The organism is Burkholderia seminalis DSM 23518 (genome assembly GCF_902832885.1).
Lineage (GTDB): Bacteria > Pseudomonadota > Gammaproteobacteria > Burkholderiales > Burkholderiaceae > Burkholderia > Burkholderia seminalis.
This window is the reverse complement of sequence record NZ_CADFDK010000010.1, coordinates 160856-178035: the sequence shown is the minus strand read 5'-3', so window position 1 is coordinate 178035 and position 17180 is coordinate 160856. Positions and strand designations below refer to the sequence as shown.

15 protein-coding genes are annotated in these 17180 nt (G+C 70.3%); 4 read left to right on the top strand and 11 right to left on the bottom strand.

Features of this window, described 5'->3' with window-relative positions; translation table 11 throughout:
- The first annotated feature begins 69 nt into the window (after positions 1–69).
- From HWX00_RS26770 to HWX00_RS26755, 4 genes are all read left to right on the top strand, one after another.
- Positions 70–828, top strand: a complete 759-nt coding sequence (locus HWX00_RS26770) for a TetR/AcrR family transcriptional regulator (protein WP_034190785.1) — start codon at positions 70–72, stop codon at positions 826–828.
- Positions 825–1406, top strand: a complete 582-nt coding sequence (locus HWX00_RS26765; protein ID WP_034190784.1) for an LOG family protein — start codon at positions 825–827, stop codon at positions 1404–1406. The genes HWX00_RS26770 and HWX00_RS26765 overlap by 4 nt, the downstream gene beginning before the upstream one ends.
- 22 nt (positions 1407–1428) lie before the next feature.
- Positions 1429–2190, top strand: a complete 762-nt coding sequence (locus HWX00_RS26760; RefSeq protein WP_175028916.1) for an SDR family oxidoreductase — start codon at positions 1429–1431, stop codon at positions 2188–2190.
- A gap of 229 nt (positions 2191–2419) precedes the next feature.
- Positions 2420–4312: an ArnT family glycosyltransferase gene (locus tag HWX00_RS26755; protein WP_175028915.1), complete on the top strand. Its 1893-nt coding sequence runs from the start codon at positions 2420–2422 to the stop codon at positions 4310–4312.
- Positions 4313–4465: 153 nt separating this feature from the next.
- Here the strand turns inward: HWX00_RS26755 and HWX00_RS26750 are convergent, their stop codons facing one another.
- The 11 genes from HWX00_RS26750 to kdpB all read right to left on the bottom strand — a co-directional run bounded on the left by HWX00_RS26750 (position 4466) and on the right by kdpB (position 17139).
- Positions 4466–5083 (bottom strand): DUF924 family protein, encoded by a 618-nt coding sequence (locus HWX00_RS26750; RefSeq protein WP_034190781.1) that lies wholly within the window; start codon positions 5081–5083, stop codon positions 4466–4468.
- Complete coding sequence (locus HWX00_RS26745) at positions 5080–5811, bottom strand: alanyl-tRNA editing protein (RefSeq protein WP_175028914.1); 732 nt, start codon at positions 5809–5811, stop codon at positions 5080–5082. The genes HWX00_RS26750 and HWX00_RS26745 overlap by 4 nt, the downstream gene beginning before the upstream one ends.
- 104 nt (positions 5812–5915) lie before the next feature.
- Positions 5916–6326, bottom strand: a complete 411-nt coding sequence (locus tag HWX00_RS26740; protein ID WP_034190779.1) for a group II truncated hemoglobin — start codon at positions 6324–6326, stop codon at positions 5916–5918.
- 43 nt (positions 6327–6369) lie between these two features.
- Complete coding sequence (locus HWX00_RS26735) at positions 6370–8874, bottom strand: ABC transporter permease (protein ID WP_404823870.1); 2505 nt, start codon at positions 8872–8874, stop codon at positions 6370–6372.
- 107 nt (positions 8875–8981) lie between these two features.
- On the bottom strand, positions 8982–9599 hold the full coding sequence (locus tag HWX00_RS26730) for a DUF4126 domain-containing protein (RefSeq protein ID WP_034190778.1): 618 nt from the start codon (positions 9597–9599) through the stop codon (positions 8982–8984).
- Between the two features lie 240 nt (positions 9600–9839).
- Complete coding sequence (gene sugE / locus HWX00_RS26725; RefSeq protein WP_034190777.1) at positions 9840–10160, bottom strand: quaternary ammonium compound efflux SMR transporter SugE; 321 nt, start codon at positions 10158–10160, stop codon at positions 9840–9842.
- A gap of 160 nt (positions 10161–10320) precedes the next feature.
- Positions 10321–10602 (bottom strand): DUF333 domain-containing protein, encoded by a 282-nt coding sequence (locus HWX00_RS26720; protein WP_034190835.1) that lies wholly within the window; start codon positions 10600–10602, stop codon positions 10321–10323.
- A 158-nt stretch (positions 10603–10760) separates the two neighbouring features.
- Positions 10761–11459, bottom strand: coding sequence for a two-component system response regulator KdpE (kdpE, locus tag HWX00_RS26715; RefSeq protein ID WP_034190776.1), 699 nt, complete (start codon positions 11457–11459; stop codon positions 10761–10763).
- Positions 11452–14295, bottom strand: a complete 2844-nt coding sequence (locus HWX00_RS26710) for a DUF4118 domain-containing protein (RefSeq protein ID WP_034190775.1) — start codon at positions 14293–14295, stop codon at positions 11452–11454. Before HWX00_RS26710 ends, kdpE begins: the two co-directional genes overlap by 8 nt.
- 152 nt (positions 14296–14447) lie before the next feature.
- Positions 14448–15029 (bottom strand): potassium-transporting ATPase subunit KdpC, encoded by a 582-nt coding sequence (gene kdpC / locus HWX00_RS26705; protein WP_049036776.1) that lies wholly within the window; start codon positions 15027–15029, stop codon positions 14448–14450.
- Between the two features lie 25 nt (positions 15030–15054).
- On the bottom strand, positions 15055–17139 hold the full coding sequence (gene kdpB, locus HWX00_RS26700) for a potassium-transporting ATPase subunit KdpB (RefSeq protein WP_175028912.1): 2085 nt from the start codon (positions 17137–17139) through the stop codon (positions 15055–15057).
- Positions 17140–17180 lie beyond the last annotated feature (41 nt).

Genomic DNA, 17180 nt, shown 5'->3' with positions numbered 1-17180 from the left:
CCGCGCCGGACGAATCACGCAGCATCGATTGCAGCGCCCGCCAGTCCGGCACACACAGGGCCGGACGACATGGAAGCGAAACCTCCCCGCCGCACCCGCGAACGGATTCTCGAGTTGTCGTTGAAACTCTTCAACGAGATCGGCGAGCCGAACGTCACGACCACGACGATCGCCGAGGAAATGGAAATCAGTCCAGGCAACCTGTACTACCATTTCCGCAACAAGGACGACATCATCAACAGCATCTTCGCGCAGTTCGAGCAGCAGATCGAACGGCGGCTGCGCTTCCCCGAAGATCATCGTCCGACGATCGACGAAACCTGGTCGTACCTGCAGTACATGGCCGATTTCATGTGGACCTACCGGTTCCTGTACCGCGACCTCAACGACCTGCTCGCCCGCAACCGCACGCTCGAGACGCACTTCAAGCAGATCATCAGCCACAAGGTGCGCTTCGCGCGCGAGATGTGCGAGCTGCTCGTGTCCGACGCCGAAATGGTCGCGACGCCCGCCGAGATCGAAGTCATCGCGACCAACATGGCCGTGATCTCGACCTACTGGCTGTCGTATCAGTACGTGATGCATCCGCGCAAATACAACGACCAGGACGCGATTCGCGAAGAACTGCACCAGGTCAGCATGCACGTGATCTCCGTGATGGCGCCGTACCTGCGCGGCCGTTCGCGCCAGTTGTTCGACGATCTGGTCTCGGGCAAGCTGCCCAAGCGCCAGTTCACCGACTACCTGCCGCCGCGCGACGGCTCGCCGCGCCCGGCCGACAGCCCCGTCACCCTCGGGCAGGCCTCCGCCAAGGATTCCAAGCAATGAAGGCAGTCTGCGTTTATTGCGGCTCGTCGCCCGGCGTGCGGCCCGTCTATGCCGCCGCCGCGCGCGCATTCGGCCGCGCGCTCGTCGAGGCGGGCCTCACGCTCGTCTACGGCGGCGGCCGCGTCGGCCTGATGGGCGTGATCGCCGACGAGGTGATGGCAGCCGGCGGCCATGCGGTCGGCGTGATCCCCGAGCTGCTCGTCGACAAGGAAGTCGGTCACACGGGGCTGTCGGAACTGCACGTCGTGCCCGACATGCATCACCGCAAGAAAATGATGGCCGACCTCTCCGACGCGTTCGTCGCGATGCCCGGCGGCGCCGGGACGCTCGAAGAGCTCTTCGAGGTCTACACGTGGGCGCAGCTCGGTTATCACCGCAAGCCCGTCGCGGTCTACAACATCGATTCGTTCTACGATCCGTTGATCGCGCTGCTGCGCCATACGGTCGACGAAGGCTTCATGCGTCCGGCCTATTTCGACGCGCTGTGCGTCGAATCCGAACCCGTCGAACTGATCGAGCGGCTGCGCCGCTACCAGCCGCCCGCCCGCGACAAGTGGGCGCCCGACGCAGCGAAGTAACCGTCACCGGAAACCGCACGCCATGGCCGCACCGTCCGATCGCAAGGCCGTCCTCATCACCGGCGCGAGCCGGGGCATAGGCCGCGCGACCGCCGTGCTCGCGGCCGAACGCGGCTGGGACGTCGGCATCAACTACGCGCGCGACGCGGCGGCGGCCGAGCTCACCGCGCAGGCTGTCCGCGACGCGGGCGGCCGCGCGTGCATCGTCGCGGGCGATGTCGCGAACGAGGCGGACGTCATCGCGATGTTCGACACCGTCACGGCCGCGTTCGGACGGCTCGACGCGCTCGTCAACAACGCGGGCATCGTCGCGCCGTCGATGCCGCTCGCCGACATGACGGCCGACCGGCTGCGGCGAATGTTCGATACCAACGTGCTCGGCGCGTACCTGTGCGCGCGCGAAGCCGCGCGCCGGCTGTCCACCGACCGGGGCGGCCGCGGCGGCGCGATCGTCAACGTGTCGTCGATCGCATCGCGGCTCGGTTCGCCGAACGAATACGTCGATTATGCGGGGTCGAAAGGCGCGGTCGACGCGTTGACGATCGGTCTGGCGAAGGAACTCGGCCCGCACGGCGTGCGCGTCAACGCGGTGCGCCCCGGCCTGATCGAGACCGACATTCACGCCAGCGGCGGCCAGCCCGGCCGGGCAGCGCGCCTCGGCGCGCAAACGCCGCTCGGCCGCGCGGGCGAGGCACCGGAGATCGCCGAAGCGATCGTCTGGCTGCTCGGCGACGCGGCGTCGTACACGACGGGCGCCCTGCTCGACGTCGGCGGCGGCCGGTAATCTCGCCGGCCCGGCGCCCCCGAAGCGCCGCTAGGCATGCCCTGTCGTCACGACACCACAAATCTCCACAATTTCGTGACGGTTTCAGTAAACATTCGTAACAGTTCCGTGCTCTACTAGCGGGCAATCAGACAGGCGTCGTCTACGCCAAGTCTCCGCCACCCTGATGTGGCCCTTATCGGTCCCGCCCAAGTAGCGGACCGGCTCGACTCGACCCGAGATCTTTTCCATGCCTGGAACCGCAGCGCCCAGCCGGCGACGCACGTCTGTGCCCGCGCCGGCTCAGCACACCCGCTCGACAGCCGACACCGACGCCCCCGCGACGCTCGACGCCGCCGGCACGCCCGTCGTGGCGTCGACCACCGCTACCCGCACCGCGCGCGACCGCGCGGCCCTGCTCGGCTGGCGGGCCTGGCTGCTCGTCGCCGTGCTGGTCTGCGCGTACACGCTGCCGGGCGTGCTCGGCCACGATCCGTGGAAACAGGACGAAACCTATACGTTCGGCATCATCCAGCACATGCTCGAAACCGGCGACTTCGTCGTGCCGACCAATGCCGGCCTGCCGTTCATGGAAAAGCCGCCGCTTTACGCATGGGTCGCGACGAGCCTCGCCTGGCTGCTGCAGCGCGTGATGCCGCTGCACGATGCGGCGCGACTCGCCAGCGCGCTGTTCGCCACGCTCGCGTTCGGCTTCATCGCACGTGCGGCGCGCGTCGCCAGCCGCGCGGACAGCTGGTTCGACCTGCGCGTGATCGGCCCCGTCGTGCTGAGCGCGAGCACGCTCGTCGTCATCAAGCACCTGCACGACATGATGACGGACGTCGCGCTGTTCGCCGGCACGGCGATGGGCTTCTGCGGGCTGCTCGAACTCGTGATGCAGCACGTCGCGCGCGCGCAGCAGATGCGGCACGGGCTGCCGGTCCGGCCGTCGGGCCGCTGGGCCGCGCCGCTCTTCGGCGCGGGCGTCGGCATCGCGCTGATGACGAAGGGGCTGTTCGTGCCGCTCGTGTTCGCGGCCACGCTCGTCTGCACGCTGGTGCTCTACCCGGCCTGCCGCACCCGCTCGTTCGCGCGCGCGCTCGGTGTCGCCGCGCTCGTGTTCGCGCCGTTCGCGCTGATCTGGCCGACCGCGCTGTTCCTGCGCTCCGAAACGCTGTTCATGACGTGGTTCTGGGACAACAACGTCGGCCGGTTCTTCGGCTTCTCCGTCCCCGAACTCGGCGCGGAAAACGACAAGCCGTTCTTCATCCTGCGTGCGTTCCTGCTCGTCGGCTTCCCGGTCGCGCCGCTCGCGATCGTCGCCGTCGCGCGCGGCGCATGGCGCGACTGGCGCACGCCGCGCGTCGCGCTGCCGGTGCTGTTCGCCGGTATCGGGCTCGTGGTGCTGCAAATATCCGCGACGTCGCGCCAGCTCTACATCCTGCCGTTCTTCGCGCCGCTCGCGCTGGTTGCCGCGCAGGCGATCGACCGCCTGCCGCGCCGGTTGCATCTCGCGTGGGATTACTTCAGCCGCGTGCTGTTCGGCACGACCGTCGCGCTCGCGTGGGCGATCTGGGCCGTGATGGCCGATCCGGCCGCGTCGCGCGCCGATCTCGCGCTGCTCGGCCGCTGGCTGCCGCTCGACTGGACGATGCCGATCCGGCCCGCGCTCGTGATCGGTGCGCTCGCGCTGACCATCGGCTGGCTGACACTGTTGCCGAAGTTGCGCTCGACGGGCCTGTGGCGCGGCGCGCTGTCGTGGGGCGCCGGCGCGCTCGTCGCGTGGGGCCTCGTCTATACGCTGCTGCTGCCGTGGCTCGACGTCGCGAAGAGCTACCGCTCGGTGTTCGACGACCTGAACGCGCATCTCGCGCTCGAATGGAACGACGGCGACTGCATGGCGAGCCTGCACGGGCTCGGCGAATCGGAAGCGCCGATGCTGTACTACTTCTCCGGCATCCAGCACACGCCGATCGACGACGCGAAGTCGACGCGCTGCACATGGATGATCGTCCAGGGCGTGCGTGCCGTCGATCCGGCACCCGGCAGCGAATGGCAACTGTTCTGGACCGGCGCCCGCCCGGGCGACAACGAGGAACTGCTGCGCGTGTACGTGCGGACGCCCGAACAGCACCTGCAGTGACACAGGGCGGTGCGCCGCCCTGCCCGCCTTCATCTTTCGCACCGGTCGCGCCCGCCCGGTCGGCCGGCGCGCAACCTCTGCGCGATATCCATCCTTGACGCCCCCGCATCAAGCCGCGGGCTCGCACTCCCCTTTACACCACGGCCTGGATCTTCAGAACGACGAACCGGGCTCGCGCAGGAACGCCGTTTCCTCGTCGGTCGACGCGCGGCCGAGGATCGCGTTCCGGTGCGGGAAACGGCCGAAGCGCTCGACGACCGCCGCGTGCAGCACGGCGAAGCGGTGATAACGCTCGCACCCGGCCTCGTCGCGAATGCCCGCGCACAGGCGCACGGCTTCGCGCTGGCTCTCGACCGACTCGTCGTGCTCGAACGGCAGGTACGCGAACGCACGATGATGCCCGCTCGGCAGCCGTGCGTCCCAGCCGGTCGCGACGACACGGCGGGCGATCGCGAGCGCCTTCGGATCGGCGGCAAACGCGCGCGGCGTGCCGCGATGGATGTTGCGCGAGAACTGGTCCAGCACGACGATCAACGCCAGCGCACCCGACGGCGAGCCGGCCCAGTGATCGCAGGCGCCGTCGCATGCGGCGTCGAGCAACGCGCCATAGCGTGCGCGCAGCAGATCGTCGAAGGCGGCGCCGCCGTTGAACCACACCTTGCGTTGCCGCCCGAATTCGGCCGAGCCCGGCTCGCCGAACCAGACATCCAGAATCTCCCGTGCTTGCGGATCCAGCGCTGCCGCGCCGGCGTGGCCGGTATCGATCGTCATGCAAACGCCAGGACGAGGCGCCGTGTACGCGCGCTCTTCTTTTCCAGTTTCGCGACCCGCAGCGCGCCGATTTCGGACGTGTTGCGCACATGCGTGCCGCCGCACGGCTGCAGGTCGACTTGCTCGATCCGCAGCAGCCGCACGCGGCCGAGGCCCATCGGCGGCTTCACGCTCATCGTGCGCACGAGTTCGGGCCGCTCGGCCATCTCGTCGTCGGTGATCCATTCGGTCGTGACCGGATGCGCGCCGCCGACCAGCGCCGCGAGACGCCGTTCGACGTCGTCGCGGTCGATCGCATCGGACGTCGCGAAATCGAGCCGCACGTAGTCGGCCGTCACGCTGCAGCCATCGACCGCGTACGGCAGCACCGCGCACATCAGGTGCGCGGCCGTGTGCAAACGCATGTGCCGGTAGCGGCGCAGCCAGTCGATCTCCGCGATCACGCGCGTGCCGGGCGCGAGCGCCGCGACGCGGGCCTCCTGCCCCGGCGCCGGCACGTGGACGGCGTCGTCGGGCGTCGCGCCGTCGAACTTCGCCTTGCGCGTGTCGGCGATCACGATCGTGCCGCCGTCGGGCAGCGTCAGCGTGCCGGTGTCGCCGGCCTGGCCGCCGCCGAGCGGATAGAACACCGTGCGGTCGAGCCGGATGCCCTCGTCGCCGATGGCCCGGACGACCGCGTCACATTGCGTGAGGTACGCGTCTTCGCGAAACAGCGCTTGTGTCCTCATCGGGCGAGCCTCGTATCGGTGGGGGAAACGGCCAGTGTCGCGCGATGCCTCCCGCGCGCCCAGACGCAGATCGTCCGGCGCACGGACAGCGGCGTACCGGTCGATCAACCGGGCCGGTTGCGCATCCAGTCGGCCGTGTCGTAGAACGAATGCATCAGCCGCTCGCGCAGCGGCTCGGCCAGCCCGACATCCTCCATCGCCCACGCCATGCAGCGCAGCCACTGGTCGCGCTCGACCGACGCGATCGGGAACGGCAGGTGCCGCGCGCGCAGCCGCGGATGGCCGAACCGGCTGATGTAGTGGTCGGGGCCGCCGAGCCAGCCGCACAGGAACCAGAACAGCTTGTCGCGCGAGCCGTCGAGCGACTGCGGATGCAGCGCGCGAATCTGCGCGAACTCCGGCTCGAGGTCCATCAGGTCGTAGAAGCGGTCCACCATTTCGCGCACGCGGGCTTCGCCGCCCACGAGTTCGAACGCCGTCGGCTGCGACGGCGCATCGTCATTCACATCGGTCATACGGATAGTCGGAAAACGGAATCTTCGGGGCCGCCGGCAACGCTCATGCGTCGCGCAGCGACTGCAGCGCGGGGCGCCGCAACACATTATGCAGGCTCAGCCAGCCGGCCGCACCGGCGCAGGCGACACCGGCCGCGATGCCGGCCGGCACGAGCCACGGATCGACGGCGAGCTGGAAATCGAACACGCGCGACGCGAGCACCCAGCCGACCGCGATCGCGCCCGCCGAAGCCAGCACGCCGGCCAGCGCGCCGACCACGACGAATTCCGCGCGCTGTACCGCATTGACCTGCGCGCGCGACGCGCCGAGCGCGCGCAGCAGCGCGGCCTCGCGCACGCGCTCGTCGCGCGAGCCGGCAAGCGCCGTATACAGCACGAGCACGCCGGCCGCGAGCGTGAACGCGAACAGGAACTGCACCGCGCCGACCACCTGCAGCATCATCCGCTGCAACTGCGCGAGGATCGGCGCGACGTCGATCGCGGTCAGGTTCGGATAGCGCGCGATCAGCGGATCGAGCAGCGCGGCGTTCGATGCGGGCAAATGGAAGCTCGTCAGGTAGACGGCCGGGAAATCCTTCAGCACCGGCGGCGGCATCAGCACGAAGAAGTTCACGCGGAACGAACCCCAGTCGAGCTTGCGCACGCTCGTGATCGGCGCGTCGACCGTCAGCCCCGTCACGTCGAAACGCAGCGTGTCGCCCGGCTTCACGTTCAGCGTCTTCGCGAGGCCGGCCTCGATCGAGATCTGCGGCGTCGCCGCGGTGCCGAACCAGTCGCCCTCGACGATCCGGTTGTCGGACGGCAGTTCGGTCGTATACGACAGGTTGAACTCGCGGTCGACGAGCCGGCGCGCCTCGTCGGACGGATACGCGTCCGGATTCACCGGCTTGCCGTTGATCGCGACGAGGCGGCCGCGCACCATCGGCGCGGGCACCGCGTCGCGCACGCCGTGCGCGGCCAGATAGGCCGCGACGTCGTCGCGCTGGTCGGGCTGGATATCGATCAGGAACTGGTTCGGCGCATCGGGCGGCGTCGACTGCCGCCAGCCCGCGACGAGATCGTTGCGCGTGATCGCGATCAGCAGCAGGCACATCAGGCCGAGCGCGAGCGCGGTGATCTGCAGCGCGCTCGCCGTGCCGCGCCGGTGCAGCGACGCCAGCGCGTAGCGCCAGCCGACGCCGGCGGCCACGCGCGCGTTGCGTACCGCACGTGCCGCCGCGAACAGCACGAGCCGCGCGATCAGGGCGAAACCGACCAGCGCGCCGGCGAAGCCGCCCGCGACGATCAGGCCGAGCTTCAGGTTGCCGGCCGCCACGATCAGCAGCCCCGCGAACAGCACGACGCCGATCGCATACGCGGCCCACGCGGTGCGCGACGCGTCGCCCCACTCGCGGCGCAGCACGCGCACCGGCGGCACGCGCGTGAGCGGCACGAGCGGCGGCAGCGCGAAGCCGAGCAGCAGCACGAGCGCCGCGCCCATGCCGATCAGCGCCGGCCACAGCGTCGGCGGCGGCAGCGCGACGTCGATCAGGCCGCCGAGCGCGGCCAGCAACGCCCAGTGGCCGCCGTAGCCGAGCACCGCGCCCGCGGCGCCCGAGACGATGCCGACCCCGGCGAATTCGAGCGCGAACAGCGCGCCGAGCGTGCGGCGGCTCACGCCGAGGCAGCGCATCGTCGCGCAACCGTCGAGATGGCGCCGCATGTAGCGCTGGGCGGCCATCGCGATCGCGACCGCCGCGAGCAGCGCGGTCAGCAGCGCGACGAGCGTCAGGAAATGGCGCGCGCGGTCCAGCGTCTGCCGCACCTGCGGCTGCCCCTCCTGCAACGACTCGAGCCCGACGCCGCGCAGTTTCCCGCCATCGACGCGCGCGTGCGCGTAGGCTTCGAAACGCGCGACGGCCGGTGCGTCGCCGGCGACCAGCAGCCGGTAGGTGACGCGGCTGCCGTAGCCCGTCAGCCCCGTCGCGGCGAGGTCGTCCGCGCGCATCATCAGCCGCGGCGAAAAATTGACGAACGAAAAACCGCGATCGAGTTCGCGGGAAATCGACGCGGCGACCGTGAACGTGCGCAGACCGACGCGCACGGTGTCGCCCGCCTTCAGGTGCAACGCGTCGAGCAACGCGGGATCGGCCCACACGGTGCCGGGCGCGGGAATCGCGGCCGCCTTCTGCGCGGCGGTCGCGCCGGCCGGCACGATGTCCACGGCGCCGCGCAGCGGATACCCGGGCGACACGGCCTTCACGGCCGCGAGGCGCGACGGCGCGGCATCGGCTGCCTGGCCGCCCGCGGCGGACGCGATCATGCTCGGGAAGATGGCGGTCGTCGCGGTGCGCAGGCCGAGCGCCCGGGCCTGCCGGTCGAACGACGGATCGACGGGACGATCGGCGCGCACGACGAAATCGGCGCCGAGCATCTGGCGTGCATCGCGCTCGAGCCCCTGGCGCAGCCGGTCGGCCAGAAAACCGACGCTCGTCAGCGCCGCGACCGCCAGCACCAGCGCGAGGACGAGCAACGTCAACTCGCCCGCGCGCCAGTCGCGCGCGGTCATCCGGGCAGCCTGGCGGATCAGGTCGTGCAGGCCGAAGCGGCCTGCCTGCGCGGGCCCGTCATGGCCGGGCTGCCCGGCCGGCGGCTGCGCCGCGTGTCGCCGCTCGTTCAATCGCGCTTGCCCCCGATCGAATTGAGCCGCGACACCATGTGGTTCGCCATCCCGCGGAAGCCGCCCGACACGCCGCGCCACAGACGCGGCAGCGCCCACGCCGACGCCGCGATGAACGCGGCGAGCAGCACGAGGAACGCGAGCGGAACGAAGAACGCGAGCACGAGCCCGCCGACGACGAGGCCGTCCTCGGTCGACGACGCGACCCAGTTCGAAATCGGCTCGGGGGACAGGTTGATCAGCGCACGCGTGCCGGCCTTCGCGACGTGCGCGGCGCCGGCCAGCGAGCCGCCGGCGAGCCCCGCGACCGCGAGCACGGTCGGATCGGCATGGCCGAGCGCGCCGGCGGCCAGGACGGCACCGGCGGGAATGCGGATGAAGGTATGCACGGCATCCCACAGCGAGTCGAATGCGGGAATCTTGTCGGCCAGGAATTCGGTGAGGGTGAGCACGGCCGCCGCGCCGATGACCCACGGCGACATCAGGACGGCCAGCGTATCGGGCAGATGGAGCCAGCCGACCCGCGCGAGCACGCCGGCGATCAGCACCGTCAGGTACAGGCGCAGCCCGCTCGCCCACGCGAGCCCCGCGCCGAGCGAAATGGCTTCGATCATCGCCCTCTCCTTGCACTTTCCGTGCGATTTGCCGATTGACCGGATCGGGTCGGACAGGCCGGCCGCGCGGCGCGTGGCGACCGGCACCGCGTGCCGCGAGAGGCACGACGGTATTCAGGCCCGAATGCGTTCCATTATAGACAGGCTATCCGGGTGACCGGCGCAATTCCGCAGCGCGACATGCCGGGCACACGCGCGGCCGGATGCCGGTGCCGCGGTATCGACGCCCTGACGCCGGCGTCAGGCGGCCGACGACAGCTTGAGGCCGACCAGCCCCGCGACGATCAGCGCGGCGCTCGCGACGCGCGCGGCGGTCAGCGCCTCGCCCATCATCACGATGCCGAACACGAACGCGCCGACCGCGCCGATGCCCGTCCACACCGCGTACGCGGTGCCGAGCGGCAACTGGCGCATCGCGACCGCGAGCAGCCCGAAGCTGGCCAGCGCCGTCACGATCGTGAACACCGACGGACCAAGCTTCGTGAAGCCGTCCGACGATTTCAGGCCGGCCGCCCAGGCCACTTCCAGCAAACCGGCAATCAACAACCATACCCACGCCATCTCGACGTACTCCGTATCGGATGGGGCCGTCCCCGTTGAAGCGAATGACCCGGGGTCGTCCCCGGGCGGCGCCGAGTATAACAAGTTGCTTACGGACCGCCGCGGCGGGGCAGCCCAACGGCCGATCCGGGGCGCGATCGGCCGGGCCCGGCCAGTTCGGTCAGTTCGACACGCGCTTGGGCGCGCCGCCGCCGACGCAGCGGTCGTCGCGGTACAGCGCCCACTCCTCGCACACGCGGCCATCCTTGAACATGCACATCCCGACCTGCCCGCGCGGCAGGCTGCGGACCACGTGGCGGCCGCCGAGCTTCTCGCAGTTGACCGACGCCGGGTTGGCCAGCGCCGCCTGGGCGGGCGGCTGCTGCCCGGGCGGCAGCGGCTGGGCGAACGCGCCGGGCGCAGCAAGCGCCAGCGCACAGATGACGACCAGACGGACGGACATTGCACGCTCCTCGTTTTCGTTCGCGGAACGGTCAGGATAACGGGGAATGAGCGGACGGTGTGCGAGGCCGGCGCGCGGCGCGAGATTGTCGCGCCGGCGCAACCCTGCCGGCGCGCGACGTCCGGCGCGGGGATGCCGCCAGCGCCCTCGCCGCGCCGTCACGCGGCGCCGACGAGCCGGTAGCCGACGCCCGTCTCGGTGACGATGTACTCGGGCTGCGCGGGGTCGAGTTCGAGCTTCTGCCGCAGGTGCGCCATGTAGATGCGCAGGTAGTGATGGCTTTCGACGTGCGACGGCCCCCACACGTCGCGCAGCAGCTGGCGGTGCGTGAGCACACGCCCCGCGTGCCGCACGAGCGTCGCGAGCAGCCGGTATTCGAGCGGCGTCAGGTGCACGATCTCGCCGTCGCGCCACACCTGGCGCAGCGCGAGATCGACGGTCACGGTGCCGAAGCTCACCTTCGGCGACTCGTTCGCGCCGCCCTGGTTGCGCCGGCGCAGTTGCGCGCGGATCCGCGCGCGCAGCTCGGACACGCCGAACGGCTTGGTCAGGTAGTCGTCGGCGCCCGCGTCGAGCGCGGCGACCTTCTCCTCTTCCTGCGTGCGCGCGGACAGCACGATCACCGGCACCTCGGACCAGCCGCGCAGTTCGCGGATCACGTCGAGGCCGTCGGTGTCGGGCAGGCCGAGGTCGACGATCACGAGGTCGGGCTTGCGCGTGGCCGCGTCGATCAACCCCTGCTTGCCGGTCTCGGCCTCGAACACCGCGATGTCCTCCTCCTCGAGCGCGGCGCGCACGAAACGGCGGATCTGCTTTTCGTCCTCGATCAGGACGACGGTCAGGCTGGGTTCACTCATGGTCTGGCAATGACTCGGATGGGGACGAGGCGCCCGGCAGGTCGGATTCGTCGTCGGGCACGGCGGGCGCGGCCGGCGGCGTCTCGACCGGCAACGTGAACCAGAAGCGCGCGCCCGTCACGTGGCCGTCGGGCGCGGTGCGGTTGAGCGCGCCGATTTTACCGCCGTGCGCCTCGACGATCGCCCGGCAGATCGCGAGACCGAGCCCGATGCCCGGCGTCGCCGACTCCTTCTCGCCGCGCGTGAACTTGTCGAAGATGCGCGTTTCCATCCCGGCCGGCAAGCCCGGGCCGTGATCGTCGACATGCACGCGCACGAACGGCAGCCCGTCGTCGGTCACGCGCTCCGCGCCGATCTCGATCGACGTATCGGGCGGCGTGTACTTCGCGGCGTTCTCGAACAGGTTGGTGAACAGGCGCTCCATCAGCACCGCGTCCATCTGCAGCAGCGGCAGGTCGGCCGGCAGCGCGACGCGCGCGGGATGACGCGCGAGCACGCGCTTGCACGCGGCGAGCGCGGCGCCGACGGTCTCCTCGAGCAGCGACCACTGGCGCTTGAGCTGCAGGCTGCCGGCCTGCAGCCGCGCCATGTCGAGCAGGTTCGTGACGATGCCCGTCATGCGCAGCGCCTCGTCGTGGATCGCGTCGACCAGCTCGCCCTCGCGCTGCGCGAAACGCTCGGCCGCCGCCGCGTCGCCGCCCTGCGCGGCCGCGCGCCCGTTCGCGAGCATCGACGAGAAGCCGACGATCGTCGTCAGCGGCGTGCGCAGGTCGTGCGAGATCGCGGACAGCAGCGAGTTGCGCAGCCGCTCGGACTCCATGTTGACGAGCGCGTCGCGCGCGATCTCGACGTAGTGCACGCGCTCGAGCGCGAGCGCGATCTGCGCGGCGAACGCGTCGAGCATCCGCTGCTGCTCGGGCACCTCGAGCTCGCGCGGCTCGCGCGACGCGACCGCCAGCACGCCGCGCGTGCGCATCGGCGCCTTCAGCGGCAGGTACAGCGCGGCCGTCGCGGGCAAGGTGTCGGTGCCGCGGCCGGCCGGCTTCTGCTGGTCGTACACCCACTGGCCGACGTCGCTGTCGAGGTCGGCACCCGTCAGCGTGACGGCGGCGTCCGGCTCCTCGATCTTCTGCCGCACCTTGTCCGCGCTGTCGGGCAGCAGGAACGCGACGCGGGCGCGGAACACCTCGCCCACGTGGCGGCTGCCGATCTCGACGATCTGCTCGGTGGTGAGCGCCGCGCCAAGCTCGCGCGCCATCGCGTAGATCGCGCCGGTGCGGCGCTCGCGGCGCTGCGCGACACTCGCCTGGCGCGTCAGCGTCGACGTCAGGTGGCTAATCACGAGCGACGTCAGCAGCATCCCGAAGAAGGTCAGCAGGTATTGCGTGTCGCTGACCGAGAACGACATGCGCGGCGGCACGAAGAAGTAATCGAACGCGGCCACCGACAGGAACGACTGCAGCACGCCCGGGCCGCGCCCGAGCCGCACGGCCGAGAACACCACGCCGAGCAGGTACAGCATCACGAGGTTCGTCAGGTCGAGCCGCTCGGACACGAGACTCGCGACGACCGTGATCGCCGTGCAGATCGCGGCCGCATAGACGTAGTGGCGCGGCGGCGAACGGTGCGTGCCGAACTGCGCGAACGCATCGCGCCAGTCGCGCGCCCGCGCGTCGAGCGGCGCGGCGCGCGCCTCGTCGCTCGCGGACGCGCGGATCAGCATCAGGTCGACGTCGCCCGCGCGTTCGGCGAGCTGCTCGCCGAACGGCCGCGCGAGGCGGCGCAAGAGCCCGGCCTTCGGCGAGCCGCCCGCGACGATCTTCGACACGTTGCGCACCTTCGCATAGCCGATCAGCGCGGCCACCGCGTCGGCGCCCGCGAGCGTGGCCGTTTCCGCGCCGAGCTCGGCGGCGAGCTTCAGCGCATCGAGCGTGCGCTGCCGCCGCGCGTCGGGCAGCCGCTGCAGGCGCGGCGTCTCCACGTACACGGCAAGCCAGTCGGCCTTCAGGCTCGCGGCGAGCCGCGCGGCCGCGCGCACGAGCGTCGGCGCTTCGGCGCCCGGCCCGACGCACACGAGCAGCCGCTCGCGCGCCTGCCAGATGCGCTGGATCGAACGGTCGGCGCGGTATTCGCGCATTTGCGCATCGACCCGATCCGCCGTGCGGCGCAGCGCGAGTTCACGCAGCGCGATCAGGTTGCCCTTGCGGAAGAAGTTGCGCACCGCGCGCTCGGCCTGCTGCGCGAGATAGACCTTGCCGTCGCGCATCCGCTCGAGCAGCTCCTCGGCCGGCAGGTCGACGAGCGTGACCTCGTCGGCCGCGTCGAACACGCGGTCGGGCACGGTCTCCCACACGCGGATGCCGGTGATCGCGCCGACCACGTCGTTCAGGCTTTCGAGATGCTGGACGTTGACGGTCGTATAGACGTCGATGCCCGCGTCGAGCAGTTCGTAGACGTCCTGCCAGCGCTTCAGGTGCCGCGCGCCCTGCACGTTCGAATGCGCGAGTTCGTCGACGAGGATCAGTTGCGGCTGGCGGGCAAGCGCACCGTCGAGGTCGAATTCGGCGAGCGTGCGGCCGCGATAGTCGATGCGCGCGAGCGGCAATACGTCGAGGCCGTCGAGCAGCGCGGCGGTCTCGCCACGGCCGTGGGTCTCGACGATGCCGACGACGACGTCGACGCCTTCCTGCAGGCGCTGGCGCGCGGCCTGCAGCATCGCGTAGGTCTTGCCGACACCGGCCGACGCGCCGAAGAAGATCTTGAGCTGGCCGCGCCGCTGCTTTTCTTCGTCTCGCTGCAGCTTGTCGAGGAGTTGGTCTGGATCGGGACGGTTCATGCGTCAGGAAAGCGGAGCGCCCGGATGCGCGCGAGTACGAGCATTGTTGTGCCAAATCGCCGCAAAAGGCAAAGACGGCGCATGCGCCGTCGGGAATGAATGCGTCCGGCGCGGGTCATGCCGCGCCGGACGCCGGTCGTCGGGTACCCGAATCAGTGCGCGGCCTGCGCCGCGTCGAGCGCGAGGTTCAGCTTCAGCACGTTCACGCGCGGCTCGCCGAGCACGCCGAACTGGCGGCCCGTCGTGTTCGCGGCGACCAGCTGCGCGACCGCGTCCGGCGTCAGGTTGCGCGCCTTTGCAACGCGTTCGACCTGGTATGCGGCCGCAGCCGGCGTGATCTCCGGATCGAGACCGCTCGCCGACGCCGTCACGAGGTCGACCGGCACAGGCTTCGACATGTCGGTCCCGGCGTCGCGCAGCGCGGCGATGCGCCCCTTCACCTGGTCGGCGAGCGACGGATTCAGCGGGCCGAGGTTCGAGCCGCCGGAGCCGGTCGCGTTGTACGGCATCGGCGCGGTGGCCGACAGCCGGCCCCAGAAATACTTCGGCGCATCGAACGACTGGCCGATCAGCGCGGAGCCGACCGCCTGGCCGTTCTTCTCGATCAGGCTGCCGTTCGCCTGCGACGGGAACACGGCCTGGCCGAACACGGTCATCACGGCCGGGTAGGCCAGGCCCGTCACGGCGGTCAGGACCACAAAGAGCACGACGAGCGGGCGAATCAACGTTTTCATGATGTTTCCTTCAAGGACGGCCGGCTCAGGCCCAGCCGAGTGCGGCGAGCGCCATGTCGATCAGCTTGATGAACGGGAACGGCAGCAGCACGCCGCCGAGACCGTAGACCAGCAGGTTGCGGCGCAGCAGCGACGCGGCACCGAGCGGCCGGTACGTGACGCCCTTCAGAGCGAGCGGGATCAGCGCGACGATGATCAGCGCGTTGAAGATCACCGCCGACAGGATCGCGGACGCCGGCGACGTCAGGTGCATGATGTCGAGCACGCGCAATTGCGGGTAGGTCGTCACGAACGCGGCCGGGATGATCGCGAAGTACTTCGCGATGTCGTTCGCGATCGAGAACGTCGTCAGCGAGCCGCGCGTCATCAGCATCTGCTTGCCGATCTCGACGATCTCGATCAGCTTCGTCGGGTTCGAGTCGAGGTCGACCATGTTGCCGGCTTCCTTCGCGGCCTGCGTGCCCGTATTCATCGCGACGGCCACGTCGGCCTGCGCGAGCGCCGGCGCGTCGTTCGTGCCGTCGCCCGTCATCGCGACGAGCCGCCCGGCCGCCTGGTGCTCGCGGATCGTCGCGAGCTTGGTTTCCGGCGTCGCTTCCGCGAGGAAGTCGTCGACGCCCGCTTCCGCCGCGATCGCCGCGGCCGTCAGCCGGTTGTCGCCCGTCACCATCACGGTCTTGATGCCCATCTTGCGCAGCTCCGCGAAGCGCTCCTTGATGCCGCCCTTCACGATGTCCTTCAGCTCGATCACGCCGAGCACGCGCGCCGCCCCTTCGTGCAGGTCGGCCACGACGAGCGGCGTGCTGCCGCGGCGCGCGACGTCGTCCACCGCGCGGCGCACGTCTTCCGGGAAGCGGCTGCCATGCGCCTCGACGTAGCGGCGGATCGCGTCGGCCGCGCCCTTGCGGATCTCGCGGCCCGGCAGGTCGACGCCGCTCATCCTCGTCTGCGCGGAAAAGCCGAGGAACGTCGCGTGCAGTTGCGCCATGTCGCGCTGGCGGATGTTGAAGCGCTCCTTCGCGAGCACGACGATGCTGCGGCCTTCCGGCGTTTCGTCGGCGAGCGACGACAGTTGCGCGGCGTCGGCCAGCGCTTCCTCGGTCACGCCCAGCGCCGGCACGAACGTCGACGCCTGGCGGTTGCCGAGCGTGATCGTGCCGGTCTTGTCGAGCAGCAGCACGTCGACGTCGCCGGCCGCTTCCACCGCGCGGCCCGACGTCGCGATCACGTTCGCCTGCATCATCCGGCTCATCCCCGCCACGCCGATCGCGGACAGCAAGCCGCCGATCGTCGTCGGGATCAGGCACACGAGCAGCGCGACGAGCGCGGTGATCGTCACCACGTGGCCGGCCTTCATCGCATCGACCGAGAACATCGAGAACGGCAGCAGCGTCGCCGTGGCGAGCAGCATCACGATCGTCAGCGCGACCAGCAGGATCGTCAGCGCGATCTCGTTCGGCGTCTTCTTGCGCTTCGCGCCTTCGACCATCGCGATCATCCGGTCGAGGAACGCCTCGCCCGGGTTCGCGGTGACCTTGACGACGATCCAGTCGGACAGCACGCGCGTGCCGCCCGTCACCGACGAGAAGTCGCCGCCCGATTCGCGGATCACCGGCGCGGATTCGCCGGTGATCGCCGATTCGTCGACCGACGCGACGCCGTCGACGACCTCGCCGTCGGCCGGGATCACGTCGCCGGCCTCGACCAGCACGACGTCGCCCTTACGCAGATCCGACGCGGTCGTGACGCGGATCGGCGACTTCGGATGCGGCTCGTTGAGCTTCTTCGCCATCACGTCCTTCTTCGCGCTGCGCAGCGACGCGGCCTGCGCTTTCGAGCGCCCTTCGGCAAGCGCCTCGGCGAAGTTCGCGAACAGCACGGTGAACCACAGCCACAGCGCGATCGCGAGGATGAAGCCCGCGGGCGCCTCGGCCTGGCCGGCGAGCGCCGCGATCCACAGGATCGTGGTCAGGATGCTGCCGACGTACACGCAGAACATCACCGGGTTGCGGAACTGCGTGCGCGGCGTGAGTTTCTTGAACGAGTCCACGATCGCCGGGCGCAGCAGCGCCGGATCGAACATGGACCGTGTTGCGGAATGTTGAGTCATTGCGATCTCTTCAATCTCTTCAGTCTTTTCAACGTGTCGCC

Coding starts and splice junctions, on each gene's coding strand:
- kdpC (WP_049036776.1), bottom strand. CDS start 15,029: ATGAAAACGTTGATTCGCCCGCTCGTCGTGCTCTTTGTGGTCCTGACC.
- HWX00_RS26735 (WP_404823870.1), bottom strand. CDS start 8,874: ATGACCGCGCGCGACTGGCGCGCGGGCGAGTTGACGTTGCTCGTCCTC.
- HWX00_RS26750 (WP_034190781.1), bottom strand. CDS start 5,083: ATGACGATCGATACCGGCCACGCCGGCGCGGCAGCGCTGGATCCGCAA.
- HWX00_RS26710 (WP_034190775.1), bottom strand. CDS start 14,295: ATGAACCGTCCCGATCCAGACCAACTCCTCGACAAGCTGCAGCGAGAC.
- HWX00_RS26765 (WP_034190784.1), top strand. CDS start 825: ATGAAGGCAGTCTGCGTTTATTGCGGCTCGTCGCCCGGCGTGCGGCCC.
- HWX00_RS26770 (WP_034190785.1), top strand. CDS start 70: ATGGAAGCGAAACCTCCCCGCCGCACCCGCGAACGGATTCTCGAGTTG.
- sugE (WP_034190777.1), bottom strand. CDS start 10,160: ATGGCGTGGGTATGGTTGTTGATTGCCGGTTTGCTGGAAGTGGCCTGG.
- HWX00_RS26720 (WP_034190835.1), bottom strand. CDS start 10,602: ATGTCCGTCCGTCTGGTCGTCATCTGTGCGCTGGCGCTTGCTGCGCCC.
- HWX00_RS26745 (WP_175028914.1), bottom strand. CDS start 5,811: ATGAGGACACAAGCGCTGTTTCGCGAAGACGCGTACCTCACGCAATGT.
- kdpE (WP_034190776.1), bottom strand. CDS start 11,459: ATGAGTGAACCCAGCCTGACCGTCGTCCTGATCGAGGACGAAAAGCAG.
- HWX00_RS26730 (WP_034190778.1), bottom strand. CDS start 9,599: ATGATCGAAGCCATTTCGCTCGGCGCGGGGCTCGCGTGGGCGAGCGGG.
- HWX00_RS26740 (WP_034190779.1), bottom strand. CDS start 6,326: ATGACCGATGTGAATGACGATGCGCCGTCGCAGCCGACGGCGTTCGAA.
- HWX00_RS26755 (WP_175028915.1), top strand. CDS start 2,420: ATGCCTGGAACCGCAGCGCCCAGCCGGCGACGCACGTCTGTGCCCGCG.
- kdpB (WP_175028912.1), bottom strand. CDS start 17,139: ATGACTCAACATTCCGCAACACGGTCCATGTTCGATCCGGCGCTGCTG.
- HWX00_RS26760 (WP_175028916.1), top strand. CDS start 1,429: ATGGCCGCACCGTCCGATCGCAAGGCCGTCCTCATCACCGGCGCGAGC.